Raw genomic sequence first — 25791 nt, forward strand, 5'->3', positions numbered from 1 at the left:
CATTTGCTGCAACTCAAAAGTCAGCTAACCCAGTGGTCAATTTGGCCCGGAACAGGGTGGTCAACATCTCCATAATATACACCTAAGCTAACGGATAGCTCTGTGTACCGGCAGCGGGCATCGAGCCCGATAATTCATTTCTGCCGGTATATATTTTCGGGATTACTAACGTCGTATCCTACGATACGGGCCTTCGCCTGCCAATGCGTTTTCGGAGTATTGCGGTTTTACGCTCACCTTCGCAAAATTTCCTGTTTTTGCAGGATAATGTTTGGTCCCCTCATGTCAAATAACGTTCGTTTTGCAGCTATTGGCTGGCGGATCAATAGTTTAAGTGTTATCTCAATCGTTGATCATGGCACAAAACAAAAAGTTATCGCTATAGTAAAACAGGGAACAGGGGTGAACGAAACCTTTCACCCACCTTAAAAAGGACATTCGATTTTTGTAGAATTGGGTATGTTGAAGGCATTTTATTGAGCATATTTCAAAAAATTACCAAAACCAATTGGATAAGATTTTGCGATAAATTTGTGATAATGGAGCTGTTAAAAGGTTCGTGGCTATTAGAAATTACACGGTTATAATCGCGGCAATTAATAATTTTAAGCGGGATAATCACAATTAAGCTTTTCAAAAACCGCAATTTGTATTTAGGTTTGCGTGAGGGCGCCAATTTTAATATATTAAGCGTGAAATTCAGTTCCGAAAATGGTAGAGATCTCTAAACTAGATTGCCCCTTTTCTATGTTGGGAATGGGTGCGAAATTTATCCGGGAAGCCGAAAGCTTGGGCCTGCACAAGCTTGGGGACTTGTTGGATGTGAACTTGACACATTTAAAAAAGCATAAAAATTTTAATTTTTTATGGTATGCAGATATGCTGGACCTTTTAAAAAGCCAGGGACTGCTCAGGCAATTTCAGGAAAAACAATTAGACCTAACCTGAATTAAAGTTTGAGAGATTATAATTAGTGTTTAGCCAGTTAAGCATCCCAATCAGGTGGGCTTTCATTTTCTGAGCTGTTGAAAATTCTACATCGGTTGATTTTTTTTGCAAACTGTCCGCAGAAATATGTGCTGTATTTTGCGTATAGAAATGGCTAGCAAAAAATGAAAAGAGTTCTCCTATGTGTTCTTTTGATAAAAAACCCTTTTCGACTTGCATCCTGATGAACAATCCAAATTGAGGTACGGGTAGATTTATTAAAATTTTTGTCGCTCTCGCCTTTTCTACATCAATTTGGACTTCTCTTCTTATTTTAATGAGCTGCCTGATATAGCTTTTCTTCTCGGTCAGGTAATCATTTAGATCACAAAATAAACTACGATCTGTCATTGTTATTTTTAGTCCTTCTTCAATATGAAGGTTATACAGACGATCTTTCTCTCTTATGATCTCTACGAGCTGATCATGTAAGCCATCTAATTTATTTAAGTTGTCGCGAAAAGTATTGATCTGATAATGAAAAAATTCCGGAAGATTAAAATCATTAATAATCAACAAATCGTTCAGACTCCGCTCTGATTTCTTAGAGAGTAGTAACAGTAATTGATTCAAATATTCTTTTTTGGAATAGGTTAATCCTTTTTGATTGATCATTTGCTTTACTCCGGCTGAAAAAATTTCTACAAGCTCCGCAGCTGATTGCTGCACATGGAGACTTTCAAATACAGCATTCAGCGCATTTTTCAATTCCATTTTTACTTGCGGAAGCTGATAATTAGTAATTAAAACGGAACTCCGCGCATTTGGGAAGATTATCATTATTTCATCCATTAACCATTCAAGACGATTGCAAGTATGTATATATTGCTCCCTGATCTGTTTCGACTGAACGTGATCGCTCCATAAATGAACGTTTTTGATTAAATAAGTATTCACTGTATTGCTTAATGATACAAGCCTATTTATATACGCGGTTATTTGATCCTTATCCTTTCTGCGGTTTATTAAAGTGTATTTACGCGCCTCTTCTATTAATGAATTCAGTTCCTTTGTGAGAAATGCGTTCCATTTATCAATTTCATCTTTCGATAAAATATGATGTTTAAAATGATTCGGGTGTATAGAATCATTTATAAAATGCTGAAGCGGTAAGGAAATTAAGTTCATTGGAAACTTCAAATTTATATTTCACCTTATTTAATAATGATCTATGGTTTATGTTGAAGTCAATTAATGTCAGTCTTAGCAACCAGATCTGACTTTATTTTTGATAACGGCCTGAAATGTTTAATTCTATATCTATTTCAGCGAAGGCAGCTAACACTTTATCCAACTGTTCAAATGTATGAGAGGCCATTACATTCATTCTTATCCTGGCATTCTTTTTAGAAACTGCGGGATACATAATCGGATTCGTATAAATACCAGCTTTTAAAAGCAGACGGCCGGCTTCCAGTGTTTTAGGTATATTACCGACTTTTACCGGAATAACTGCCGAGGCAGTTGTGCCAACGTCAAATCCCATTTCTATAAGTCCGTTTTTTAGATAATTGATGTTTTCCCATAATTTATCCCGCCATTCCGGTTCTTCATCTACCAGTTCAATGGCTTTTAAAATTCCCATGATAGCAGGAGTCGCTGTGGTTGAAAATAAGTGTTGTTTTGATTGAAATTTCAAATAGTTAATCAACTCAGTTGAGGCAACTACATAGCCACCGATATTACCAAGCGCTTTGCTAAAGGTTCCGGTAATAATATCTACCTGTTCAAAAGCATTATATAACTCAATTACTCCTCTGCCCGATTTCCCTACAACACCAATTCCATGAGCATCATCAACGACCAGATAGGCTCCGTATTGATGCGTTAGTTCTGCAATTTTGTCCAAGTGTGCCAGGTCACCGTCCTGACTATAAACACCATCGATAATGACCATCCTGGTGCGGTAAGTATTCTCAGCATTTTTCAACACCAGTTCCAGCATTTCGAGGTTGTTATGAAGAAATGTTTTTACGTTCGTCGTAATACAACCTTCATAAACACTGGCGTGTACTGCCATATCCAAAATCGCCAAGTCTTCTTTATGTAGCAGGCACTGCAATGTTGCACTATTCGCCGTGTAGCCTGTTGTGTATAAAATTGCGTCCTTTTTCTTGTAGAATCCGGCGATTTTATTCTCCAATTGCTTGTGGTAAACGAAGTGCCCCCCGATAGCAGGTGATGCACCGGAACCCGTACCAAACATCTCGATTCCTTTAACGACAGCAGATTTTACTTTAGGGTGCTGACTGAAGCCGAGGTAGTCGTTTGAAACAAGGCAAATGGCCCAGGTTGGTGAATCCTCTGCCGGAAGTTTTAACTGCATTTCCGGCCCTACAGGTGTAAGAGATTCGATCCTGTAATTTAAATGGCCTTTTGATTTTAAAAACTCCAGGTATTCATTGAACTCCTTGGATGTCTGGTAAATGTCTTGACCTTGAATGTTTTCGAAGTCCTTAAAGCTTGCTTTTTCAAATTCTATTTTCATGGCTCAGGGATTAAGTCCCTAAAGTATGTCGCAATAAAACCAAAAGCTGGGACATGCATTTTTATTTTAACGTTTTATTAACCATAAAGAAATATATTCCGATGTCCCAGATTTGAGAATTTTGTCCATTTACCTTTGCAAACCTAAATCCGGACTGTCTAAAACAGCAAAAATTCAGTCCTTTTTAGGCCATTACATTTCCCTTACAAAATAATTGGTCACACTATGAAAGCAGATATACTAATTAAAACATTAAGTGAAACTATCGATTTATCGCCGCAATTAATTGCGGCCCTGGAATCCAGCGTATATTTAGAGATTTACAAACCTCACCAGATCCTGCATGCAGCCGGGAATATCGAAAACAGGTTATATTTTATTGAACATGGAGTTGCACGAAACTATTTTTATAATCAATTCGGGCAAGAACAAACCGTAAGGTTTTGGGAGCCAGGAGACATCATGTTTTCTTATGAGGGTTATTACAAAGTCTCCTCTTATTTTTACGTGGAGATTATGGCGGAAAGCAGGTTTATTTCAATAACCTATGAAAAATTGTATGAGCTGGAAAAACTCTTTCCCGAAACAGGCATATTAATACGTCGTTTTTTATTGGTCTATCAGCAAGTAGACTTTGAGAAGCAGCAATTGATCTCCTTACCAACGGAGGAGCGTTACCGGTATTTAAGGGAACATAATAATTCAATATTTCTGAAGGTAAGTGCAAAAATAATCGCGTCTTACCTGCACATGTCGAGAGAGACTCTTAGCCGGTACATGTCCAAGCGCTTGCCCCAAAAAAGTGATAAATAGACAATTTCGAACTGAATTTGACCATCAATTATGTTTATAGCGCAAATTGCTTTGTGATTAAACCTCCGGTGTTAATAGCTACCTGCTATTAATTTTGTTCGTCCACCAAAATTGTCGCTTATGTGGTTCAAAAACATTGTCTCATTTCTGATAATCCTGTTGTTTGCCTATACCGGGACAAGCAAATTATTAGAGCATGATAAATTTGTTTACCAGATGAAAATATCACCTGTTGCGGTTATTAATCATGCTGCGCCAGTTTTAGGCTATTTAGTTCCGGCTACAGAAATTGTGCTTGTAATTTACCTGTGTTCAGGTATCATCTTTACTAAATATTTGCGTACAGCGCTCATCAGTTCCGTGATACTTATCCTGATTTTTGAAATTTATATCGTTGCTATGTTGCTATCCGGATTGGACCTACCCTGCAGCTGCGGCGGTGTCATCGCTCAATTGAGCTGGAAACAACATGTTATTTTCAATGGCTTATTTATTATCGCCGGACTGGCGGCAATCCTATACGATGATTTTACTTTGAGGCTAAAAGGCAAAAGAATTTCATCTTTAAAATCTTCACGCGCGTAAGCAGGTAGTGCCGTTGCCTGGGACTAACGGTTTAATTAAATTAAAAATAATATTATGAAAAACTTCAAAAAAGGCATGCTTGCCCTTGCATTGTTGGCAGGTATCGGGGGTGCATTTGTAACCAAAACAGCCCATGCGGCTAAACCGCAAGATCCAACCTATAACTGGACCGAATACAATCGATCCGGAGTGGTGATCGGCACATTAAACAATGCCACTGTTTCGCAGGCACAGTCAACATTTAGTTGCAGCGGTTCCGTTTCACTAAAGTGCGGAGTCGCTACTGCGGGACCGACAATTTATTACAACTAATAAAGAAAGGCCTTCGGTGAGTCGAAGGCCTTTCTTTCACTATTGTTCTTCAATAACCAAGTGTGGGTAGAGGGCTTTTCCTTTGTTTACATCGAGCCCAATTTCATTTAAATAGCTTTTTAATAACTCAAATACCAATCCATTAGGTTGATCGCCAAAGTCTTTATATATATCGATATTGAATTTTATTCCGCTATGGTCAACCCAGGGTGAATCCCTATAATTAAATTCGCTAAATTCTTTCGCTAATGCCTCAATGGATTGGTTTTTTGCAATTATTGCAGTTTTGTCAAGATGCAGAGTAGTGTTATCATTGGGTGCTGTTGTCGGTTTGATTTCCCTTCCTGGTATTTTCGTAATGATATAGCAATCACTTAATACCCGTTTAGTTGAAACCTCCACATTAAACATAAGTTTTAAATCTGAAAGCATGTGGGTATAAAAATATTCTAATGGAATTTTATTAGGCATTTGCAGTTCATAACAATATTCATTTTGCTGTGACCATTTTAAAATTTCCTTTCCATGTTTTCTTTGTGAGTCATCTAATTTAGTATAAGCCGGAAAAAAGAACCGGGTAGAATCCTTGGTTTTGATATCTACTAAATCCCAATCCCGAATATCCATTGCCCTATGAAAAACGGCATCCCAAATAAGGTCTGTAGAAGGGCGGTTCCAAGCTAAAAACCTTATCTTTGTTTTTGTGGAATCAGGAAAGAAAACACCGCCATTCCCTATATTTTTGAATGGTGTTAAGACAGAACGGTATACAATTTCCGAATCTCTAACTACCAAATTTTTGCTCCAGTCGAACGTCAAGTCTTCCGCTTTGGTCTCTAATTTTTCTTTCCCAAGCATGAATGCAGTAATTGTTTCCTGACTAATTTCTTCATCGTCAGTTATTGCACGAATGACTCCATCTTTATCAATCCAAACATTATGAGGTAATATCTTATGCGGAAAATATTTAATGAGTTTAGTATCGGCAGCCGAAAAGATCAAATTATTTAGGTCCCTATTGCGGCTTAAAAACTTTGACACATCCTCATCGCTTTGGTTGGTTACGCAGATCATATTAAATTTATCTGCATTATTCTTTTGTAAAGAATCTAAAAAAGGCATTTCTCTCACGCAGGGAACACACCAGGAAGCCCAAAAGTTGATAATCAGTAAGCCATTTTTATAAAGATCGGAGGCCTTCCTCGTCGTAACTTTTGTGTTTTTTAGATTGGAGAATATAAAATCAGGGATTTTGTCACCAATTTTTAAAGGCGCAATTTTTTTTTGCTGACTGAAGGTTGTTGTACTAAATAAACATATCATACTTAGTATCAATAAGAATTTTAATTTCATGATTTTTCAATTTTTTAATGATAGCCTGGATTTTGGATCATGTGGCTGTCGTAGGTAAGTTCATTTAATGGTATCGGTAATAATTGTCCGGACGATAACCAGGTTGTTTTTTGCACCCCGATCACCTTATCGAGGTTGCCAGTTCTTTTAAGATCAAAAAAACGGTTGCCCCATTCTCCAAAAAGCTCCACCCTTCTTTCCTGGGCAATAGCCTTTAGCATATCTGCCTTGTTATTCGCTAAAGTATTTGAAAGACCCGCCCTGGCTCTGATCGTGTTCACATCTTCTTCGGCACCTCCTGCACCTAACACCTTCCCGAGGTTCGCCCGTGCTTCAGCTCGTACCAAATAGGTGTCCGCAATTCTGAGCAACGTCAAATACTCAGGATTACTGCTATTGGCCATCCTGTTTTTGTATTTGTTGAAATAAAAGTAAGTGGAAGTCCCAGAGATACCGGAGACGGTTGATGTTCCAATCCAGTTCGTATTCCGCAAGTCGCCGGGCTCGAAACTATTGATAAGGGATGAAGTTACCGGATACAAAGGAAGGTCAGCCGGTGATTGTGGAACAGTAAAAACCGCACTTGTCGTAAAGCCATCCTGATTCCATATTTGAAGAATGGTTTCGCTGCTGTTCGCCAGGAAGGTATTGGCACAAGACGTTAACGGTGTATAAAGACCAGAGTTGATTACAGCGCTCGCCTGAATTTCGGCTTGTGTCCAGTTATTCTGAAAAAGGTAAACTTTGGCCAGCAAAGCCATTGCCGACCAGGTATTTGCGCGAACCCTTCCGCCACCGGTGTACCCATTCGGTAGTTCTTTCCCGGCGGTAATCAAATCATTGATAACCTGTTGGTATACCGCCTGGCTGTTTGCCTGCGATGCCTTGGAGTTGACATTTACATCCGTTGTGAGTAAAACGGGAACGTTGCCGTAGATGTTCGCCAATAAAAAATAAGCATAGGCACGAAGAAACCTAGCCTCCCCGGTCAGATGGCCGCTAAAATTTGCAGGAATATTCCTGGATTTCGAGAGCTGTCCAATCAGGTCATTGCATTGGTAAATTACAAAATATAGGTTTTGCCAGAGCGTAAGATCCGACGTGTTATTACTCGACACCGAACTACGGAGATATTCCAGATCCTGTTGCGTCGATCCGGTATAATTCAGGTTATCCGAATAAAGATCCAGGTTGATGGACAGATTACTTTCAACGGTTTTATCCAGTTGTGCATATATATTTCCTATCGCGGCAGTGGCCGAACTTGTATCGGCAAACACCTTGTCGGTGGTTAATTGATTTTTGGGACTTCCCACATCAATCAGCTTTTTACATCCCGATATCAAAAGGATGATCAAAAAGCAGTATAAGATACTTTTCATGAGTTTAAGATTTAAAGGGTGATCTGAATGCCAAGCGTAATCGTTCGCATTGGCTGAACATTTGCTGAAGCGCCACTCTCCGGGTCATATAATGCCGCGTTTCTATCCCAAATGGTCAGCAGATTCTCCGCCTGAGCATAAATACGAAGTGCTGTCAGCTTATTATTTTTTAACCAATCGGTTGGAAAAGTGTAGGATAAGGATACATTCTTCAAGCGGAAATAATTGGCTTTAAAAAAATTAGCAGACGACAGGGTATAATAAAAATCATTAAAACTTGTCGTTGCTTTGGGGACATTGGTTACATTTCCGGCAGCTTGCCAGCGGCTTAATGCGAGAGCAAAATCGTTTGAAAGAGATCCGGGTGGCAAAATTCCACCAGCTAACGAGTGTTTAGCGAATTGACCAGAAAAATCTAATTGGAAATTTTTATAGGTAAATGCGTTACTTATTCCTCCATAAAGACTTGGATTATTATCTCCAATTGTCTTATAGAAATTGTCAAAAGAAGGATTTGAGCTTGTTCCGCCGCCGGTAAGCTGATAAAGAGAAACGCCGGTTTGTGGATCAGCTCCGGCGTATTTAAATCCATAAGCCCTGGAAATGCTTTCTCCTACGATATAGATATTTGCATACCCCGAATTCGCTAGCCCGGGAAAATTTACCAACCTATTTTTGGTAGTAGTAATATTAAAATTTGTTGACCACCTGAAATGCTGACCGACAATATTTTTAGTCAATAACTGAATCTCCCAACCCGTATTTTTTATTACTGCAGGTATATTCGCTTCGTAGCTATTGAAACCTGTAAGGTATGGCAATGCATAGTTAACCAGTTGATTACCGCTTCTATTCTCAAAATAATCGGTCGTTAATAGTATCCTATCTTTTAATAAACCTATCTCTAGACCCGCATCCAGTTTTTTATTTGATTCCCACCGAAAATTGGCGTTTGCGATTTTGGTCGGTGCCAGTCCGTTTACATTTTGATAAACATTATTCGAGGATTGATAAGTGGAAAGATATTGGTAGTCACTGATCTGGTCATTCCCTGTTATGCCAAAGCTTCCCCGCAACTTGCCATAGCTTAACCAATTTAAATTATTCTTAATAAAATGCTCATTACTAAATAGCCAGCCAATACCGACAGCGCCAAAATTTCCAAACTGATTACCCGGACCGAACCTTGATGAACCGTCTCTCCGCACACTTGCATTAATAATATATCGGTCATCAAAGTTGTAGGTGATCCTTCCGAATACCGACACGTATTTATAGTCAATATCAGCATTGGATGGGTGCAATGTAGCAGCCGAAGCTAAATTTTCAAGGAGGCTTTCACTATTGAAATTTGTTGCAAAAATTGTTTCACTTTTTGTTTGTGTCTCCTGCCAGGTTCCTCCAAACAGCAAATCAAATTTTGATTTATTCATCTGAAGGTTATAGACTAGTTGCGGTTCCAGTAAGAATGATTTATTACTATTGCTGCCGAATATCGTATAACTCACAGGCTGATATTGCGGGTCTACAGCGGCCTTTGGATTGACCATCACTTGCTTCATAGAAAGGTTGTTCAATCCAGTGCTTAATTTGATCTGGAGTCCCGGAAGTATTTTGTAACCGATTAGCGCATTGGTAATAATATTTTCAGTTTCAATATGGGATGTGTTTTTTACAGAAGCCAAAGGATTGTTTCCGTTTAAAAAATTGAGCGTTCCATCCGGATTGTAGATAGGGAAATCGGGGGGCAATAAAATATCACTGGATAAGGCAATCGCCGGATTTACCAAGTTGTTATTGTCTTGTGTATAGGAGGTAGACATGGAAATATTGAACTTACCATCCTGAGAAGTATGTTGTAAAGACATATGCACACCTCCTCGCTGGTATTGATTAGTCCCTGGCAATACACTGGACTCCGTTCTGTAATTGGCACCAATATCAAAATTAGACTGTGCATCGCCGCCTGAGATACTCGTCTGCACATTTGTTATATGCCCTGTACCCCCAAGAATATATTTTGCCCAATCGGTTGATTTCTGGGTATCCCAAATCGTAAGATCTGGGGCATATGATGGAGACAATGGGTTTGAAGAAGGTATTAAGCCATCATTTATGAAGGCTTCCTTCCTAATTGCCAGGTAATCTGTCAAATTCAATAATTTCGGAAAATTTGCGACTTTAGCTACCCCTTCATATAAGTTGAAATCTGTTTTGATTTTGCCATTAGCCCCTTTTTTTGTAGTGATCAATACGACACCATTAGCGCCCCGGCTGCCGTAAATTGCCGTCGCATCGGCATCCTTTAAAATCGATATACTTTCAATATCGCCCGGATTTATAGAATTTAATGGGCTGATAGCGCCATTGATACCAGAGCCAAGAGCAGAGTTGGCGACCAATGAAGAGGATAAATATGGTACGCCATCAATGATATAAAGTGGATTCGTGCCAGCGGTCAGTGATCCTGGTCCCCTTATCTGAATAGCAATATCACCTCCGGGCAATCCATTATTTGTCTGAACGTAAACGCCGGGAGCTTTACCTGAAAGGGCAGATAGGACATTCGTTACGGGCTGTTGCTCAATATCCTTGGACGTAATCGTGGAAACGCTTCCTGTGTTCAGTCGTTTAGTCGTTGTCCCGTACCCTATGATCTGGACTTCATTTAACGATCCGGTCTCCGCCTTTAAGTGAATGGTCAAGGGCAACGGGATAGTGCCATTTATTGGAAGTTTAGTAGTTTGATAGCCGATAAAACTGACAATCAACGTATCTGTCGTGTTTTCTGCGATGTTTAAAATAAATTTACCATCAACGCCGGTAAGGCTAACGGTGTTCGAGGAATGTATTTTAATTGTAGCCATGGGTAACGGCTTTTCTAACTCGTCAACGACTATCCCGTTGATTATGGAACTGTATCCTGCTGTTGGCGTTTGTGCCGTTACGACAAAAATTGGGCAAAGCAAAGCCAGGACACTATACAGTATCTTTTTTTTCATGAATGAATGGATTAAATGTTAGTGAAAAAAACTCACGTCGAATAATGGCGTCCGAAAAGTTTAACTATTAACTGATCCCGGACGCCATTATTCCAAAGTCATTCAGGAGGACAAATGACTACCAGCCAAATTTTTGATTTACTTGCTCTCATCTGATTTTTTAATTTGAGTTTCAGATAGGGTTTTAAGCAATTCGGCATGATGATAAATTTTCCCGATTAAATCGGGCAGGGAAGACAAGTTAGATTTCCCATGATCCTGAATTTTTTGCAGATCTAATCCTTTTTCCAAAAGAGCTTTGGTAAACCAATCATCTAATTCCTGCTGGAATTGCTCAAAAGGAACCTGGTAAAACCGTTCCATAATTTCGGTCATTGAACCGAAATCAAGCTGTTTTTTCTTTGGCTGTGATTTTTCCATTTTTAATGCTTTTAAGAGCCATTAATATGGAGTCTGCTCGGAAGGATTTGCACTATAATACTACAGGCATGGGTCCCAACTTATTGTTCCCGGTGGGTTGACACGCCCAGAGCACTAATAAGAAGGGATACCCATACCTGTAGCATGGGCATTCCAGCTTCTCATCTTGTGCTCATTTGAAAGTGTCAATTTCCGGGAGCAAGACTCAAAGCGAATGCTTCAGTATTTTTGAAGATTCGCAAATTTAATATTTACGCTCTGATTTACTTTATTTCAATCAAATATAAGTAAAAATTACGTCGCACAAGACGTAATATATTAAATTTTATCGTCCTCTATTTGGTTTATGGCAAAACCATACCGTAATCAGGAATTTATAGATCAGATTGTAAAAAAAATCGCTGAAATAAGAGACGGTAAAGGAATTGTACAAGAAGATATTGTAGATAGAACTGGTTTTACACAGAAGCAAGTTTGGACTTTACTTAACGGAAAAAGTAATCCCACAATATCAAGTTTAGAAGCCATCTGTAAGGCTTTAGAGATACATCCAAGGGACCTTTTAGATTTTGATTTCGAAATCCCCAAAAATCCTCCACTTCGCAAAGACAGAAAAAGTAAAAGCTAACTCATTTTTTTCAACTCCGCTGCATTAAATGCCCACGAAACAATCTGAGCTATTGCTTTAAGAATTTCTTCTTTACCCTCTTTTGTGGTAATGTTCATTCCTGTGAAGTTTTCTCCATTATAAATTGTATGTAGAATGGTATAATAGATCCCTCCGACTAACAGTGCAGCTACTGCCCGAAAATTAACATTTCCACCTTCGAAATGCAGGTCGGTTAATTCTAAAAACTGTTGCCCCATTGATTCTCTTGTATTGTGTATGCTCCTCATCAACGGACTATTCATTGAAAGTTCCCATAGTATGAGTCGCTGCATCTCTTTTTGAGATTCAAAGAATTTAAATTGATTTTGAAGAATTGCAATGATCAGTTTACCGCTATCAGCAAACTGTTCATCACCTATCATTTTTTTCATTTGATCTGCAAAGACCATCCAATAATCATTTTCTACGACATAGGCCTCTATCAAATAATTAAGATTGCCAAAATATCGATATATCAATTTTCTATCAACTTGAGCGACTTTCGCTATTCTACTGATACTTAAACTCGAAAAACCATTTTTGTTGATTATCTCCCCCACAGCAAGAATCAATTTTCTCTTAGTCAATTCTCTATCCTTCATATTAATACTATAAAGTATAAATATATTAATTAAACTACTTTATGGTATAATATTTGACTTAATTTGATTAATTATTCAAAAATTATTATAATGGAAATTTCAGAAGGTGTTTTTCAAATTGGCCTGGGACCGGTCAACGCGTTTATTATTGAGGATAACGGTCTCATTTTAGTGGACACTGGTTTACCTGGCAAAAAAGAGCAACTTTTTAATGAAGTTCGCAGGTTGGGCTTCCATCCAAGTCATATAAAAAGTATAATAATCACACACCTTCATACGGATCATACTGGTAATGCGTCGGAAATTAAAAACCAATTAGACATACCTATCTTTGCTCACGTAGCTGACGCGGAGTTAATTGAAAGAGGAATCAGCGCGCGTGCTACAAATTTGACTCCTGGCTTTATTAATTGGATGATATATCATTTGGTTATAAAGAAAAATCCCCAAATTATTGAACCGGTTGTTGTCGATGAAAAATTAATTGATAATGACCTGCTTCCCTTTGCCGGAGGTATCAGAATCATTCATAGTCCGGGTCATAGCGCGGGACATATTGCTTTACTGTTAGAAAATAGAGGGATATTGATCGGTGGGGATATTTGTTCAAATGTTTTTAATAAATTAGACTATACCCCATTGTATGAGGATATAGAAACTGGTCGCCAGAGCATCTTAAAAGCAGCTTCATTTTCTTTTGATAAGGCCGTATTCGGACATGGTTCACCGCTTACAAAAAATGCTAACAAAGCATTACTTGAACGTTTTAAAGAAAAGGAGTATTAACCATTTGTGTTAATACTCCTTGAAAAGTATTTAACCAGTTTTGTGCGGAACAATGAACCGATTTTCGAATTCTTTTTTATGATCTTTATAACTGCTGACAGCACCTAATAAGTACATCATTTTAATATAATACCAAGCCAAATCTACCTGATATTTTTTAAAACCGCTCCGTGCACTTTTAGGAAACAAGTGGTGATTGTTATGCCATTCACCGGCTACAAAACCCGGCCAAAGTTGGTTGATGGATTTATCTTTCCGATTGAAATCAATTCCCGGCCTATGGCTGATCTTGCCTTTCCCATGTCCATCATAATTAAAAGTTCTTACTCCTAAAGCCCAAAAACCGGCCGCACCAAACATACAGCAAGCTAATGCATGGCCACCTAAAAAATAAAATATCAGGTACCAGAAAGACCAGTTTAAAGCCCATGCTGTACAGGAGCGTAGAGGATTGGCAAACGACCCCCAGTATTTGTATTGCTTGTAATTGTTGCCTTTTAATCCAACATGTTTCATGAGCTTGACCACCCTGTTATAATCAGATTCCGATAGATCTTTGGCAATTGGCTGGTGATTGACATCTGCTAAGAAACAGTAGAAAAACCCTGCTTCCGCATTATACGGATCTCCTGGCTGATCTGACTTCGCATGATGAACGTGATGTGAGATCACATATATTTCCTCCGGGATGACGCTTACAGTAAGATTTTGAGTGACAAACCGCCAAAAGCCGTTACGAAACTTATATGCGCCGTGTGTACAATACCTGTGATGCCAAATTGTCCCATGAGTTCCCATCATAATCATGCTGTAAAAGAAAGCTGCAAAAAAGGTCCACCATGTTAAAAAGTGAAATAGGAAAATCAAAAAAAAAGGGATCAAACAGCATAGCTTCAGCCAGCTAAAAAATGGCAGCCAGTTCTTTACCGACCTGAAAATATTCAAACGGGTGAAAAACTCTCTAAAGATTTCTCTATTTGAGGGTTTTACCAGCTTACCACTATCATCTTTCCACCCATATACAGGGGGTTGCAAAACATAATCTAAAAAATGCATAATAAAAATTTAGGTAGTTGTTTTTCTATATTTTCAATTAAAGCGATATATGTTTTTTGAAGTTTAACCTGATAATCCTGTTCCAGTGATTCACTTTCGAATCACCTTAACTACAGCTGTCCCAAAGCCTTTTTATAATGTACAACATCAATCAAATAAGTGTAGATTGCATTTAAATAATTGGTCTGTGTCTGCTGTAAGGTGTAGTAGGTAGCTGCTAAATCTGTACCTCTGATAGTCCCTTTATTAAAACGGCCGCTATCCACCTTATAAAGTTCAGATGCCAGTTTCAGATTATTTTTTTGGTTCAGCAGATCCTGCTGATCATTAATCAATGCACTTTTGGCGGCGGATACATCCTGGTTATAGTCTTTTTTCAATTTTTCCGAAGTCAATTGAGCAGATTCAAGTTGCAAACGGTAACCGGCTTTCGACCGTTGTTTAAGTAAACCGTCAAATAATGGTATGCTTGCTTTGATCCCTATATAATTATAAGGGTACCAAGTATTACTGTTAAATGGTGAAAAATTATTATTCAGGTTTTGAGCCGTATAATTGCCGTAAAAACTAACGACAGGTATATATTCCTTAGTCTGTTTCAAAATTTGCTGGCGATAGATTTGCTCCTGAACTGACTGCATTTTAAGTTCAACCCTATTCAATTGAAATTCTTTATCGATTACATCATAATACTTGTTGTAAAGCGATGATAGGTCATCAGACAATATGATATATTTTGGAGAATCTGTGCCTATCCGATAGGAAAGGTCAGTTAAGGCGAGTTTGTAAGTATTGACATCTTTGACGTAGGTAGATCGGGCGTTTTCAAAATCAATTCTACTTTTATCCAACTCATAAACTGTGATCGCCCCTTTCTCCAACTGTGCCTGTCCAACACTATAGACAGCGCTTGTGTTATCCATATTAACCTTTGACAAATCCACCTTTTCCTTTGCGATCAAGCCATTAAAATAACTAACTGTAACTTCTTCTTTAATATCCTCCTGCGTTTTTAAGACATTAAGTCCGTCATATTCCGCCTGTATTTTAGCAATCTGTTTATCACTTTGATCCGCAGGAGTATATATTGGAATAACCAGATTGATAGCTGCTACAGTATTGTAATTCGTCCCGAATTTGACTTTCTTGTCTGGTGTACCAGCCTGTCCGAATACGGTGCCTGGCAAGATATTCGTTTGCAGCTGACTATTGTATCGTAGATCCAGGTCTGACGTTAACTGAGGTAATAATTTCGAATTGGCCTTGCTAACCTCATTGAAGGAGTTAGCTGCATTTACTTGTTGAATTTTTATTTCTACACGATATCTGATTGCATTTTCAATTGCAGATTGTAAGGACATCCGGGTGCTATCCTGTGCTTTACTTTGCTGAAAGGCAAAGGCGATCAAAATACATATGGTAAAGAAAATCCTTTTATTCATTTTGTTCAATTTGAAATTAACTTCTGAATACGGCACCCGGCTCCAGCCTAATAATCCGGCGAATGGCGAAAAGGCTACCGAAAAAGGCGATGACCAGGGTAATTAATAAGAATGCAAATCGCATCCATAAGGGATAACTAAATATTGTTCCCGTAGTAGCAATGCCCTTTCTGAAAATTTCGGTAACGATTGTCCCAATAACAAAACCGCTGCAGGCAATGATCATGGCCTGTGTCAGGATCAAATTACGGATGTAGCTGTTTGTGGCGCCTATTGCTTTTAATGTTCCATAATCTTTAATCCGGTCGATTACAGATGAATAAAGGGTAAGACCAATGATGACAAATCCGATGATCAAGGCGAAAACAATAATGGTTCCGAAGGAAAAAGCAATACCCGATGTGGCCAAAACCGTAAAAATAGTTTCCTTTGTTAGTTCAGGCCCGCTCCAGGCATGGACACCAAAATAATGGTTATTGATCGTCCGAATGACATCCTGTTCATTTTGTTCATTATTCAATTGTACCAGAAAAGCACTTGCCTTATCTGTATTCATATTGGCAAGATATCTGGCTCGCTCAATGGTCGTAAAGGCATAAATCCCTCCGAAAGCGTCGACGCCTTTTGTTAAGCCCGCATTAAATACCTGTTTGCCGTTGATTTCAAAATACTCGCCGGGTGCCAGATTTCCTAAAGCATTGGAATTAAAATAGTCAGTAATGATCGCACCGTCCCGAAACAGAACCTCTTTTTTTCCACTGAACATATCCCATGGCCCGCCGGCAAACTCCGGAACCTGTACACCAATCAATGTTAATCCGGCTGATGTTCCATTCCTGAATTTCGCGGAAACGCCTGCAGTTACTAAAGGAAAGACATGTGCGACCCCTTTTAGGCTTTGAAGCTCCGTTCCTATCCTGATATCAATGGAACCAAGCGCGTTTACGTTTGTTGTTTTATCATCTACTACCCAGATATAAGACTGGTTATTTTTAACCAGTGCAGCCATCGAATTCGTTAGAAACATAAAGATACCTGATTGCTGCCCGATCAGAAATACCGACATGACTGTTCCCATTAATGCGCCGAAGGATTTTGGTTTATCAAAAACGATAAACCGTAGTGCCGTTTTAATCATTTTCCGCCCTTAATATTGATCACACATTCAATACGGCTGCCGATAAGCAGATAGTTATCTCGATCCAGCAAAACCCTAACCTCTCGTACCCGGCGGTCTTCCATGTTCGCTGCATTATCAGAAAACAATGATTTCTTTTTAAGATAGGAAGACACTAAGTAAACTTTTCCCGTAGCAAGCGTATCCGATTCGCCTTGTGGCCTGATAACCGCTGTCATCCCGTTTTTAATTTTACGCGCATACAACTCATCCACCTCTATGATAGCGGTCAAATTTCCGGCCGGCGCAAAATCACCGACAGATTGATTGGCATTGATATAATTTCCAGTCCGGATATCGAGCGATAATATTACTCCGTCGTAAGGGGCACGAATCGATTTTTGTGCAACCAAAGTTTTGGCATAAGCTACGTCGGCTTCTAATTCAGCTAACCGGGCAGCAGATTGGTTTACAATAGCAGATGCTGCGCTAACATCCTTGCTACCGGACTCAGCTGCAAACCGGCTATCATCAAGTGCCTGACGGGTTACTGCTCCGGCCGTAAACAGGTCTGCATTGCGATTATAATTTAGCGTGAAATTTTCTGATTTTACAGTGATTGAAGCCAGTTGTGCTTTATTAGTTTTAATCACAGCTACTTGCGTTGCCAGCTTTGATTGCGCCTGCTTAAGTTGTGCCTCCTCAATTATGCTATTCAGGGAGGCGATAAGTTCTCCTTTTCGTACGGTATCACCCATCTCATGATAGACGTACTGAACAGAACCGGCAGTCTGCGCAAACAATGCGACGATTTTTTTCTCCGGTTGTATCTCCCCAAGCGCAATGACATGATCATTAAGTGGTGAAGATTTCTTGCCAGATGGAATAGTCTTTATAACCTCTTTATTGTTATCGCTACAACCATTCAGCAGTATGACCGAAATCAGTGAGAGAATTGAAATTATCTTTTTCATTTTTTATTGCTCAAAATCCAAGGTTTCTGTAACAACGCCATTATTTACTTCAATTATCCGGTGGGCATATTCCTTTAATCTCGGATCATGGGTTACTACAGCGACCGCTTTACCGCGTTCAGCAAGGGAACGCAATTCTGTCATTACTATACGCAAAGCATCTTTGTCCAGCGATGCAGTCGGTTCATCGCAAAGAATAAGTTTAGGATCTGTCACCAGCGCACGCGCTATGGCGATACGCTGTTGCTGGCCTCCTGAAAGTTGCTTCGGCAAATTGTTTTTTCGGTCAAGCATTCCAACAAGCGTCAACGCCTGCTCCACTTTTACTAAAGAAGATTTTTTATCATGGCCCATTAATTGTAACGGCATCAAAACATTTTGCTGCGCATTAAGCGGCGCAAGGAGGTTGAAATTCTGAAATATGAATCCGATAGTATTCAAACGGAGTGCCGAAAGCTGTTTTTGGCCCATTTCGTTTACAAAATTACCGTCCACCCAAAGTTTCCCTTCTGAAGGATAGATTACGCATCCCAGCAAGGATAATAGTGTAGTCTTGCCGGAGCCAGAGGGGCCGATGATCAGCATCAGTTCACCTTCTCGTACCTCCAAATCTGTTGGCTGAAGTGCAATCAATGTCTGATCACCTATGCTATATGCTTTAGAAACCTTTTCAAGCTTTGCAATCATCGAAATTCTGTTACTAAATCACTCTTTAAATTTTTAACAATGACTATATGTAATATCCGTTTTTACAGTGCCACAATAATTCCTAAAGAAGGCAGGATATTGCCCCCGGTATTTTTAAGGAACTTGGTTTTGAATCTCGAAGGGTCCCCGGGAAGCGGCTGAAGATTACCATTTGTATCACGATCGGGAACTAGGTTATCCTGCAACTGGTACTGATTATTACTTAAATTTTGAATATCCAGGTAAAGGTTCAGCGTATATTTTTTGAAATAGTATTTTTTATCCACTCGTATATCAGCCTGGTAAAAGCTGGTTAGTGTTTTACTATTCAACAGGTTATAATCCGGTATGGCCCGCGGCTCCAGGTTGTAATTACTGATCAACGAAGATGCCGCAAGATTATCAGGGGTATAAGGGCTGCCTCCTGTTAAGCGCAATTTTGCGCCAACCTCCCAGTTCCTTTTCAATATCTTCCCTGCGGTCATACTCAAAATATAACGGTTGTTCCAGGATGACTGCACATAATTTCCGTTTTTATCCTGAAACTCGCTTCTGAAAAGGGTTAAAGCAAAAAGTCCGTAAAATCCTTTGTTTAACCTTTGCTGGGCGAATAGTTCGACGCCGTAGCTCCTGCCGTCTCCCAATTTCACAACCGGCTGGTTACCAACCACACCGAAATCAGCGCCAAGGTTAGCCAGTGGTATCGTATCACCCAGAATTCTTTCAAGTGGGTATTTCTGGTAGTACTTGTAAAAACCTTCGAGGGTGAATCGTGTGTTTTTAAGCGTCCTGTATTCCAAACCCAATACGACTTGCTTGGATGAAATGTATTCTACTTTTTGATTAACCAATACGCCTGTACTGTCACGGTATCCAAGAACGGTATAGGAAGGAAGCTGGTAATAAATTCCTGTATTAAAATTTATACTCAGTTGGTTAGTCAAATTATAGGCTGCCGAAAATCTGGGAGAAAATGTTTTCAACGGGTCATTCATGTGGGCGGTATAGGTGTTCCCGTCTGCCCTCAAGCCGGCTGAAAGACTTAGTTTTTCATCAAAATAGGATTTGCTGAGCTGCCCGAAGAAGTTATATCGTACAAAATTAAGTTTAGATGCATATATGTTACTTCCGAAAGGAAGCAGGTTAAACGTATTGGTACTATAATTAGAAGTTTCCGCGCCCACGCCTAAGTTTAGCCGGTAACCGTTTGTGCTGGATATATTTTCAAATCGTACTTTGTTTTCTGCTTCTATCGAGGAATAATCAAGGGATCTGCCTTTAGCCGGGTCGTTATCAATATTCTTGTAAGCGTGGTTATCGAGGTAATTACGGCTTAATACGAGCAAGGAATAACCATTAGACCGGTAATGTTTATAGGTGGCACCAAAAGTATAATCATTTTGTGAATTGATAGGTATGGTCTGCAATTCGTACCGGTTTTCTTCAGTTGTACCGGCAGCATAATTAAGATTGAAACGATCCAATGCGCCTACACCAATAAAAGTCAGTTCGTTCTTCGCGTCAAATTTAGTCTTCAATTTAAATTGAAAATCCTGGTAGGAAGGTAAAACTGGAAGGCCGATCAGTTTGAAAAAGTCCTGTATATAAGAATAACGATAAGAGGATATAAAGGTCGTCTTGTTTCCTATAGGAGTTTCAAAAGTAGCGGCCAGATCGCTTGAACCGAGGGTAAAGGTTTCATGGTTTTTATCGGTTGGTCCGTCTTTCAGCTTGAATTCGAACACAGAACTCAATGCATTTCCCCGGTCAGCCGGAAAAGCGCCGGAGTAAAAATCCACCTCTTTGATGAAATCGATGTTGATCAGCCCGGCCGGTCCGCCTGATGCACCTTGTGTTGCGAAGTGGTTGATGTTAGGGATTTCAATCCCGTCAATATAAAACCTGTTTTCATTTGGCGAACCGCCCCTTATAATAATATCGTTTCTAAATCCCACAGGCGCGGATACTCCAGGTAGTGATTGGATCGCCCTTGAAATATCACGGTTACCACCAGGATTTCGTTTGATCTCCGTGGAACCTATAGTGTGAAGCGAAACTGGACTTTCAAGCGTTTTATCCCGCTGTGAGGACGCTGAAATCCTTACTTCCCCCAGTTGCTTATTATCGTCTTCCAGTGCGATATCATTAACAGCAGCTGTGGCATTGGTTACCTGTAAATCGTAAGTGATCTTCTTAACGTAGCCCACAAGGGAAAATTCTAAATTGTAAAATCCGGTTTTCAAACCTTTGATTTGATAATTACCGGTAGAATCGGTTGTTGTGCCGGTCGTTGTGCCGGAAACCAGCACCGTCACCCCACTCAAAGCTTTATTAGTTAACAAATTGGTCACTCTTCCGGTGATGACACCATTTTGGGCTTTTAAAATGAATGATATTATGCCAAAGCATAAGGTAAAGAAGATTTTTTTTGTCATGACCTAATAGTTGATTTTATATGCCCGGGCCGTTTGATATCGTTTAGAGGCCTGTTAATTGTTGCAAAGGTATAATCCTAAATCAATTTTTATACTAAATTATATAAAATTTAATTTAATTATACTTTTTAGTAGTATACTTGCGTTCATTTTTCATCTTTTAATCATTGAATGGATAACGAACCACGAATAGCTGTTATAGGTTCCGGCTTCGCCGGATTGAGTTCCGCCTGCTATCTTGCCCAGGAAGGATTTCGTGTTGATGTTTATGAAAAGAATGAGACTGGTGGCGGGCGGGCACGTAAGCTGGTGACAGATAACGGCTATACTTTTGATATGGGTCCAAGCTGGTATTGGATGCCTGATGTTTTTGAAAAATTCTTTTCTGACTTCGGTTATACCACAGCTCATTTTTTTGAACTAACACAGCTTGATCCGGGATTTTCAGTCGTTTTTGGAAAAAATGAGGTTATTGATGTACCTGCAGACTACCAACTACTTGCTGATTTATTTGAATCAATAGAACCGGGATCTGGTTCCCGCCTAGATAGTTTTATGGCCGGGGCAGAATTTAAATATAAGACAGGTATGGAAAAACTGGTTTACAAACCAGGACTTTCCCTTCTTGAATTCGCAGATGCAGATCTTATCCGCGGCTTGTTCAAACTTCAGGTATTTAGTTCCTTCAGCAAACATGTGAGAAAATATTTCTCCGATCCCCGCCTTATCAGCTTGATGGAATTTCCCGTTTTGTTCCTGGGCGCTACCCCACAGGATACGCCGGCATTGTACAGCCTGATGAATTATGCCGGATTGAAGCTTGGGACATGGTATCCGCAGGGGGGCTTTGACTCGGTAATCTCAGGGATGAAAACTGTTGCTGAACGCCTCGGTGTGAAATTTCATTACCATGAGGCTGTCGAAAAAATTGAGACAAATAATGACATCGTTTCAGGTATTATTACGAAAACCGGTTCAAAAGCTATTGACGGCCTGATTGCAGCTGCTGACTACCACCACGTCGAAAATAGGCTGCTGAAAAAATCTGAAAGAAATTACGATGATGAATATTGGGATGATCGGATAATGGCTCCCTCTTGTTTGATTTTTTACCTGGGCGTTTCAAAAAAAGTCGCCCGGCTTGGGCATCATACACTATTCTTTGATGCGGATCTAAACCAGCATGCAAACGATATCTTTAAAACCCCACGCTGGCCAGCTGATCCCTTATTCTATGTGTGCTGTCCATCCAAAACAGATGATTCTGTGGCACCTAAGGGGCATGAAAACTTGTTTATTCTAATGCCGCTCGCCCCTGACAGTGCCGACAGTGAAGTCCTACGTGAGTTGTATTTTGATATTATCATGGAGCGACTGGAAAATTATTGTGGTACTGCAATAAGAAAAGCGGTCGATTACAAAAGAAGTTATTGTGTCTCAGATTTCATATCCGATTATAACTCTTACAAAGGGAACGCCTACGGATTAGCGAATACGCTAATGCAAACGGCAAATTTAAAACCCTCTATAAAGAATCACCAGCTTAAAAATATGTTTTACTCCGGGCAGCTAACTGTACCCGGGCCAGGTGTACCACCTGGGATCATTTCCGGGAAGATTGCGGCACAACAATTAACAAAATATTTTCACCATTCTCATGAAAGAGCGATTTGATATTTTATCAGCCCTTTGTAGTAAAGCCACCACCAAACTTTACAGTACCAGTTTTTCACTGGGCATATATTACCTCGGGGTTGAACTTCGCCAACCTATTTACAATATTTATGGATTCGTCCGGTTGGCAGACGAGATCGTTGACAGTTTTCACGACTATGACAAATCCCTGCTTCTTGCCGAATTCAGGCAAGACACCTTTACAGCCATTGAGCGTGGAATCAGCGTTAATCCGATTTTGAATGCTTTTCAACGAACAGTCAATGAGTATGGGATCAAACATGAACTGATAAACCTGTTTTTAAAAAGCATGGAGATGGACCTAAAGCTTCAGGTATATACGACCGATAAATATGACGAGTATATTTTAGGTTCGGCTCAAGTCGTCGGCTTAATGTGCCTGCAGGTTTTTACAGGGGGTAATGAACAGGAGTATGATCGATTAAAAGAATCCGCCATGTTGCTAGGGTCGGCATTTCAAAAAGTAAATTTCCTGCGCGATCTGCGGGCTGACTACATGGATTTGAGCCGTTCTTACTTTCCACAGGTTGATCTGGCCAATTTCACCAACAGGGATAAATTTTTGATCGAACAGGAAATTAAAAACGAATTCAGAGGTGCACTAAAAGGGATCAGGGAACTTCCGCGTTCTTCTAAAAAGGGTGTATACCTTGCTTATGTTTACTATAATAAGCTTTTTTTAAAAATCACTTATCAATCCGCAGAAAAAGTGATGTCGGAAAGGATCAGGGTTTCCAATAGCAGAAAATTCCTGCTCATGTTCGATTCATTGATCCGTTATAAACTAAATGTATTATGAAAATATTAATGTTATTAACCATCCTTTTGAAGCCATTTATGCAGCAAAACAGGCCGGACCCAATTGAATTAAGACATGTTTATCTGCAGGCTGTTCTCCACGAGTCGAGCTCAAAAGATCTTGCAAAACTTTCTGAGCAGGTAAATGCCGGAGATGATCCGGTTCTGGTTTGTTATAAAGGTGTTTCGATGATGATTGCAGCGAAATATGGGAGCAATCCTTTCGCAAAATTAAAGAAGTTCAATGCCGGTAAAGCTTTAATGGACGGTGCGATAGCCAGGGATAATGATAATGTGGAAATGAGGTATCTACGGTATGCTATACAGAAAAGTGCGCCTGAATTCCTTGGATATCACAAAAATTTGTCAGCAGACGAGTATTTTTTAAATAGCCGGCTTTCAACCATAAAAGACAACGAATTGAAAGGCCTGATTTTACAAGTTTTATCCAAGCCTATTGCAAATAAAAAATAAGGTGAAAGAAGAACAGGTCATACTTGTAGATCAGCATGATAAAATGATAGGTATCACGGGTAAATTGGAAGCCCATGTTCTTGGCAAACTCCATAGGGCTTTTTCCATATTTATTTTTAACTCAAGGGGAGAGTTGTTGTTACAGCAACGGGCCTTTCAAAAATATCATTCCGGCGGCAAGTGGACGAATACCTGTTGCAGTCATCCGCGACCTGGAGAAAATATATTAGATGCTGCAAACCGTCGTTTGAAAGAAGAAATGGGATTTACCTGTAAAGTTGAGTCGGTGTTTACCTTTTGCTATTATGCAGATATGGATAATGACCTTATAGAAAATGAATTCGACCACGTTCTATTTGGAATTAGTGATCAGTTGCCCTTGCCATTCAGTGAGGAGGTAGCCGGATTTAAATATATTTCAATGGATGAGTTGGCCATGGAAATACAACTTCATCCACAAATATTTACAGAATGGTTAAAGGAGTGCTTTGGCCGGGTACTATCTCACCACCATAAAATATTTCAACTATGATTCACGAAATATTCAAATATCTGATTGTTCTATTAAGCTTCTTAGGTATGGAGGGCGTTGCCTGGTTTACCCATAAATATATTATGCATGGTGTTTTATGGTCATTGCATAGCGACCACCATAAAAAAGAACAACCCGGCTATCTGGAAAAAAATGATTGGTTCTTCTTAATATTTGCCATACCCGGAATATCATTTTTGGCCATTGGAACCTATGGCGGTATTACTCCATTTGCCTGGATCGGAACGGGAATCACCCTCTATGGAGCCTGCTACTTCTTCGTACACGACATCTTTATACACCAAAGGCTCAAGTTTCTAAGAAACTCTGAAAACCGATATTTAAAAGCAATCAGGCGTGCCCACAAAATGCATCATAAGCATACCGGCAAAGAATTTGGCGAATGCTTCGGGATGCTTTGGGTGCCTTTCAAATACTTTCGTGAGAATAACAAAAGTAAATCTGCATGAAATTCACCTACCTGCTCATCGATTTCTTCACGCTGATCTTTCCGCTTCTTTTCAGCTTTCATCCTAAGCTGAATTTTTTCAAAACATGGAATGCGCTATTTCCATCCATCTTTTTTTCTGCAATACCGTTTGTCGCCTTTGACATTTACTTCACGCATTTGAAAGTATGGGGGTTTAATCCCCAATATATTTCAGGATATTTTATAGCAAACTTGCCGGTTGAAGAAATTGCATTTTTCTTTTGTATTCCTTACGCCTGTCTATTTACCTATCATTGCCTTAAGCAACTCCTACCCATTAGATCGACAATCGAAAACAGCCAGGTTGTTAGCGCTTTTTTTCTCGCCGGATCATTATTAATTACTTTCTTATTCAGACAAGAATTATATACAGTTTTTACTTTTATCAGCCTGCTATTTTTGTTAATTGTTGCGCAATATATCTGCAGGGTGAATTGGTTACGTCGCTTCTACCTAACTTATTTGTTGCTGCTGCTTCCTTTTTTTATCGTAAACGGCTTACTTACCGGTACTGGTCCTGACCAACCTGTTGTTTGGTATAATAATTTACAGATCGCCGGGCCGAGGTTGCTCACTATTCCTGTTGAAGATATATTTTACGGCATGGACCTGATACTATTAAACCTTTTATTTTACCATTATTTTCAAGAGATTTACGTACGGTTAGGTCAAAACACCCGTCCTTAAAGCATATGTTCTATGAGCTTCCTGA

General features: G+C 39.5%; 25 protein-coding genes. 12 read left to right on the forward strand and 13 right to left on the reverse strand.

What is annotated here, in order from left to right; genetic code table 11:
• Positions 1 to 711 precede the first annotated feature (711 nt).
• Positions 712 to 948, forward strand: a complete 237-nt coding sequence (locus QWZ17_RS27145; protein ID WP_290308487.1) for a hypothetical protein — start codon at positions 712 to 714, stop codon at positions 946 to 948.
• On the opposite strand, the gene QWZ17_RS27150 is transcribed toward QWZ17_RS27145, so the two are convergent.
• Both QWZ17_RS27150 and QWZ17_RS27155 read right to left on the reverse strand, forming a co-directional pair.
• Entirely contained in the window at positions 940 to 2115 is a 1176-nt protein-coding gene (locus QWZ17_RS27150) for a hypothetical protein (RefSeq protein ID WP_290308488.1), read from the reverse strand. The two genes, QWZ17_RS27145 and QWZ17_RS27150, sit on opposite strands and share 9 nt — an antisense overlap.
• A 94-nt stretch (positions 2116 to 2209) precedes the next feature.
• A complete protein-coding gene (locus QWZ17_RS27155) occupies positions 2210 to 3475 on the reverse strand; it encodes an aminotransferase class I/II-fold pyridoxal phosphate-dependent enzyme (RefSeq protein WP_290308489.1) in 1266 nt (421 codons plus the stop codon).
• Positions 3476 to 3700: 225 nt separating this feature from the next.
• On the opposite strand from QWZ17_RS27155, the gene QWZ17_RS27160 reads away from it, so the two are divergent.
• From QWZ17_RS27160 to QWZ17_RS27170, 3 genes are all read left to right on the forward strand, one after another.
• Positions 3701 to 4288 carry a Crp/Fnr family transcriptional regulator gene (locus QWZ17_RS27160; protein ID WP_290308490.1) on the forward strand — a complete coding sequence of 196 codons (588 nt, stop codon included), beginning with the start codon at positions 3701 to 3703 and terminating at the stop codon, positions 4286 to 4288.
• 120 nt (positions 4289 to 4408) lie between these two features.
• Positions 4409 to 4873: a MauE/DoxX family redox-associated membrane protein gene (locus QWZ17_RS27165; RefSeq protein ID WP_353959536.1), complete on the forward strand. Its 465-nt coding sequence runs from the start codon at positions 4409 to 4411 to the stop codon at positions 4871 to 4873.
• Between the two features lie 54 nt (positions 4874 to 4927).
• Entirely contained in the window at positions 4928 to 5185 is a 258-nt protein-coding gene (locus QWZ17_RS27170) for a hypothetical protein (RefSeq protein WP_290308492.1), read from the forward strand.
• A gap of 39 nt (positions 5186 to 5224) precedes the next feature.
• Here QWZ17_RS27170 and QWZ17_RS27175 read toward each other — a convergent pair whose 3' ends face one another.
• From QWZ17_RS27175 to QWZ17_RS27190, 4 genes are all read right to left on the reverse strand, one after another.
• Positions 5225 to 6538, reverse strand: a complete 1314-nt coding sequence (locus QWZ17_RS27175) for a TlpA family protein disulfide reductase (protein ID WP_290308493.1) — start codon at positions 6536 to 6538, stop codon at positions 5225 to 5227.
• Between the two features lie 14 nt (positions 6539 to 6552).
• Positions 6553 to 7920, reverse strand: a complete 1368-nt coding sequence (locus tag QWZ17_RS27180) for a RagB/SusD family nutrient uptake outer membrane protein (RefSeq protein ID WP_290308494.1) — start codon at positions 7918 to 7920, stop codon at positions 6553 to 6555.
• 11 nt (positions 7921 to 7931) lie between these two features.
• Positions 7932 to 10922, reverse strand: coding sequence for a SusC/RagA family TonB-linked outer membrane protein (locus QWZ17_RS27185; RefSeq protein ID WP_290308495.1), 2991 nt, complete (start codon positions 10920 to 10922; stop codon positions 7932 to 7934).
• A 138-nt stretch (positions 10923 to 11060) separates the two neighbouring features.
• Positions 11061 to 11342: a hypothetical protein gene (locus QWZ17_RS27190; RefSeq protein ID WP_290308496.1), complete on the reverse strand. Its 282-nt coding sequence runs from the start codon at positions 11340 to 11342 to the stop codon at positions 11061 to 11063.
• Positions 11343 to 11688: 346 nt separating this feature from the next.
• Here QWZ17_RS27190 and QWZ17_RS27195 point away from each other — a divergent pair, with 346 nt between their 5' ends.
• A complete protein-coding gene (locus tag QWZ17_RS27195; protein WP_290308497.1) occupies positions 11689 to 11970 on the forward strand; it encodes a helix-turn-helix domain-containing protein in 282 nt (93 codons plus the stop codon).
• On the opposite strand, the gene QWZ17_RS27200 is transcribed toward QWZ17_RS27195, so the two are convergent.
• Positions 11967 to 12593 carry a TetR/AcrR family transcriptional regulator gene (locus QWZ17_RS27200; RefSeq protein WP_290308498.1) on the reverse strand — a complete coding sequence of 209 codons (627 nt, stop codon included), beginning with the start codon at positions 12591 to 12593 and terminating at the stop codon, positions 11967 to 11969. The genes QWZ17_RS27195 and QWZ17_RS27200 overlap by 4 nt on opposite strands.
• Before the next feature lie 90 nt (positions 12594 to 12683).
• Between QWZ17_RS27200 and QWZ17_RS27205 the strand changes: the two genes are divergently transcribed.
• Positions 12684 to 13379, forward strand: coding sequence for an MBL fold metallo-hydrolase (locus QWZ17_RS27205; protein WP_290308499.1), 696 nt, complete (start codon positions 12684 to 12686; stop codon positions 13377 to 13379).
• 30 nt (positions 13380 to 13409) lie between these two features.
• On the opposite strand, the gene QWZ17_RS27210 is transcribed toward QWZ17_RS27205, so the two are convergent.
• The 6 genes from QWZ17_RS27210 to QWZ17_RS27235 form a co-directional block, all read right to left on the reverse strand.
• Positions 13410 to 14435 (reverse strand): fatty acid desaturase, encoded by a 1026-nt coding sequence (locus QWZ17_RS27210; RefSeq protein WP_290308500.1) that lies wholly within the window; start codon positions 14433 to 14435, stop codon positions 13410 to 13412.
• A 110-nt stretch (positions 14436 to 14545) separates the two neighbouring features.
• Positions 14546 to 15877, reverse strand: coding sequence for a TolC family protein (locus QWZ17_RS27215; RefSeq protein ID WP_290308501.1), 1332 nt, complete (start codon positions 15875 to 15877; stop codon positions 14546 to 14548).
• Positions 15878 to 15893: 16 nt separating this feature from the next.
• The gene (locus tag QWZ17_RS27220; protein ID WP_290308502.1) at positions 15894 to 17015 is read right to left on the reverse strand and encodes an ABC transporter permease; all 1122 of its coding nucleotides are present in this window, start codon (positions 17013 to 17015) and stop codon (positions 15894 to 15896) included.
• Positions 17012 to 17968 (reverse strand): efflux RND transporter periplasmic adaptor subunit, encoded by a 957-nt coding sequence (locus tag QWZ17_RS27225; RefSeq protein ID WP_290308503.1) that lies wholly within the window; start codon positions 17966 to 17968, stop codon positions 17012 to 17014. The genes QWZ17_RS27220 and QWZ17_RS27225 overlap by 4 nt, the downstream gene beginning before the upstream one ends.
• Before the next feature lie 3 nt (positions 17969 to 17971).
• On the reverse strand, positions 17972 to 18655 hold the full coding sequence (locus QWZ17_RS27230) for an ABC transporter ATP-binding protein (protein ID WP_290308504.1): 684 nt from the start codon (positions 18653 to 18655) through the stop codon (positions 17972 to 17974).
• A gap of 62 nt (positions 18656 to 18717) precedes the next feature.
• A complete protein-coding gene (locus tag QWZ17_RS27235) occupies positions 18718 to 21090 on the reverse strand; it encodes a TonB-dependent receptor (RefSeq protein WP_290308505.1) in 2373 nt (790 codons plus the stop codon).
• Positions 21091 to 21261: 171 nt separating this feature from the next.
• Here QWZ17_RS27235 and crtID point away from each other — a divergent pair, with 171 nt between their 5' ends.
• The 6 genes from crtID to QWZ17_RS27265 are packed head-to-tail and all read left to right on the forward strand — an operon-like array spanning position 21262 to position 25766.
• Positions 21262 to 22764 (forward strand): bifunctional phytoene desaturase/3,4-desaturase, encoded by a 1503-nt coding sequence (gene crtID, locus QWZ17_RS27240; protein WP_290308506.1) that lies wholly within the window; start codon positions 21262 to 21264, stop codon positions 22762 to 22764.
• Positions 22748 to 23584, forward strand: a complete 837-nt coding sequence (locus tag QWZ17_RS27245) for a phytoene/squalene synthase family protein (protein ID WP_290308507.1) — start codon at positions 22748 to 22750, stop codon at positions 23582 to 23584. The genes crtID and QWZ17_RS27245 overlap by 17 nt, the downstream gene beginning before the upstream one ends.
• Positions 23581 to 24057 (forward strand): hypothetical protein, encoded by a 477-nt coding sequence (locus tag QWZ17_RS27250; RefSeq protein WP_290308508.1) that lies wholly within the window; start codon positions 23581 to 23583, stop codon positions 24055 to 24057. Before QWZ17_RS27245 ends, QWZ17_RS27250 begins: the two co-directional genes overlap by 4 nt.
• Before the next feature lies 1 nt (position 24058).
• Complete coding sequence (gene idi / locus QWZ17_RS27255; protein WP_290308509.1) at positions 24059 to 24589, forward strand: isopentenyl-diphosphate Delta-isomerase; 531 nt, start codon at positions 24059 to 24061, stop codon at positions 24587 to 24589.
• Positions 24586 to 25059, forward strand: coding sequence for a sterol desaturase family protein (locus tag QWZ17_RS27260; RefSeq protein WP_290308510.1), 474 nt, complete (start codon positions 24586 to 24588; stop codon positions 25057 to 25059). The genes idi and QWZ17_RS27260 overlap by 4 nt, the downstream gene beginning before the upstream one ends.
• A complete protein-coding gene (locus QWZ17_RS27265) occupies positions 25056 to 25766 on the forward strand; it encodes a lycopene cyclase domain-containing protein (protein ID WP_290308511.1) in 711 nt (236 codons plus the stop codon). The genes QWZ17_RS27260 and QWZ17_RS27265 overlap by 4 nt, the downstream gene beginning before the upstream one ends.
• Positions 25767 to 25791: the final 25 nt, after the last annotated feature.

The sequence above is a fragment of the Mucilaginibacter flavus genome (assembly GCF_030409315.1).
Lineage (GTDB): Bacteria > Bacteroidota > Bacteroidia > Sphingobacteriales > Sphingobacteriaceae > Mucilaginibacter > Mucilaginibacter flavus.

What these genes read in the sequence shown, in the direction of transcription:
- QWZ17_RS27145 (WP_290308487.1), top strand. Translation starts at nt 712, where the DNA reads ATGGTAGAGATCTCTAAACTAGATTGCCCCTTTTCTATGTTGGGAATG.
- QWZ17_RS27150 (WP_290308488.1), bottom strand. Translation starts at nt 2,115, where the DNA reads ATGAACTTAATTTCCTTACCGCTTCAGCATTTTATAAATGATTCTATA.
- QWZ17_RS27155 (WP_290308489.1), bottom strand. Translation starts at nt 3,475, where the DNA reads ATGAAAATAGAATTTGAAAAAGCAAGCTTTAAGGACTTCGAAAACATT.
- QWZ17_RS27160 (WP_290308490.1), top strand. Translation starts at nt 3,701, where the DNA reads ATGAAAGCAGATATACTAATTAAAACATTAAGTGAAACTATCGATTTA.
- QWZ17_RS27165 (WP_353959536.1), top strand. Translation starts at nt 4,409, where the DNA reads ATGTGGTTCAAAAACATTGTCTCATTTCTGATAATCCTGTTGTTTGCC.
- QWZ17_RS27170 (WP_290308492.1), top strand. Translation starts at nt 4,928, where the DNA reads ATGAAAAACTTCAAAAAAGGCATGCTTGCCCTTGCATTGTTGGCAGGT.
- QWZ17_RS27175 (WP_290308493.1), bottom strand. Translation starts at nt 6,538, where the DNA reads ATGAAATTAAAATTCTTATTGATACTAAGTATGATATGTTTATTTAGT.
- QWZ17_RS27180 (WP_290308494.1), bottom strand. Translation starts at nt 7,920, where the DNA reads ATGAAAAGTATCTTATACTGCTTTTTGATCATCCTTTTGATATCGGGA.
- QWZ17_RS27185 (WP_290308495.1), bottom strand. Translation starts at nt 10,922, where the DNA reads ATGAAAAAAAAGATACTGTATAGTGTCCTGGCTTTGCTTTGCCCAATT.
- QWZ17_RS27190 (WP_290308496.1), bottom strand. Translation starts at nt 11,342, where the DNA reads ATGGAAAAATCACAGCCAAAGAAAAAACAGCTTGATTTCGGTTCAATG.
- QWZ17_RS27195 (WP_290308497.1), top strand. Translation starts at nt 11,689, where the DNA reads ATGGCAAAACCATACCGTAATCAGGAATTTATAGATCAGATTGTAAAA.
- QWZ17_RS27200 (WP_290308498.1), bottom strand. Translation starts at nt 12,593, where the DNA reads ATGAAGGATAGAGAATTGACTAAGAGAAAATTGATTCTTGCTGTGGGG.
- QWZ17_RS27205 (WP_290308499.1), top strand. Translation starts at nt 12,684, where the DNA reads ATGGAAATTTCAGAAGGTGTTTTTCAAATTGGCCTGGGACCGGTCAAC.
- QWZ17_RS27210 (WP_290308500.1), bottom strand. Translation starts at nt 14,435, where the DNA reads ATGCATTTTTTAGATTATGTTTTGCAACCCCCTGTATATGGGTGGAAA.
- QWZ17_RS27215 (WP_290308501.1), bottom strand. Translation starts at nt 15,877, where the DNA reads ATGAATAAAAGGATTTTCTTTACCATATGTATTTTGATCGCCTTTGCC.
- QWZ17_RS27220 (WP_290308502.1), bottom strand. Translation starts at nt 17,015, where the DNA reads ATGATTAAAACGGCACTACGGTTTATCGTTTTTGATAAACCAAAATCC.
- QWZ17_RS27225 (WP_290308503.1), bottom strand. Translation starts at nt 17,968, where the DNA reads ATGAAAAAGATAATTTCAATTCTCTCACTGATTTCGGTCATACTGCTG.
- QWZ17_RS27230 (WP_290308504.1), bottom strand. Translation starts at nt 18,655, where the DNA reads ATGATTGCAAAGCTTGAAAAGGTTTCTAAAGCATATAGCATAGGTGAT.
- QWZ17_RS27235 (WP_290308505.1), bottom strand. Translation starts at nt 21,090, where the DNA reads ATGACAAAAAAAATCTTCTTTACCTTATGCTTTGGCATAATATCATTC.
- crtID (WP_290308506.1), top strand. Translation starts at nt 21,262, where the DNA reads ATGGATAACGAACCACGAATAGCTGTTATAGGTTCCGGCTTCGCCGGA.
- QWZ17_RS27245 (WP_290308507.1), top strand. Translation starts at nt 22,748, where the DNA reads ATGAAAGAGCGATTTGATATTTTATCAGCCCTTTGTAGTAAAGCCACC.
- QWZ17_RS27250 (WP_290308508.1), top strand. Translation starts at nt 23,581, where the DNA reads ATGAAAATATTAATGTTATTAACCATCCTTTTGAAGCCATTTATGCAG.
- QWZ17_RS27260 (WP_290308510.1), top strand. Translation starts at nt 24,586, where the DNA reads ATGATTCACGAAATATTCAAATATCTGATTGTTCTATTAAGCTTCTTA.
- QWZ17_RS27265 (WP_290308511.1), top strand. Translation starts at nt 25,056, where the DNA reads ATGAAATTCACCTACCTGCTCATCGATTTCTTCACGCTGATCTTTCCG.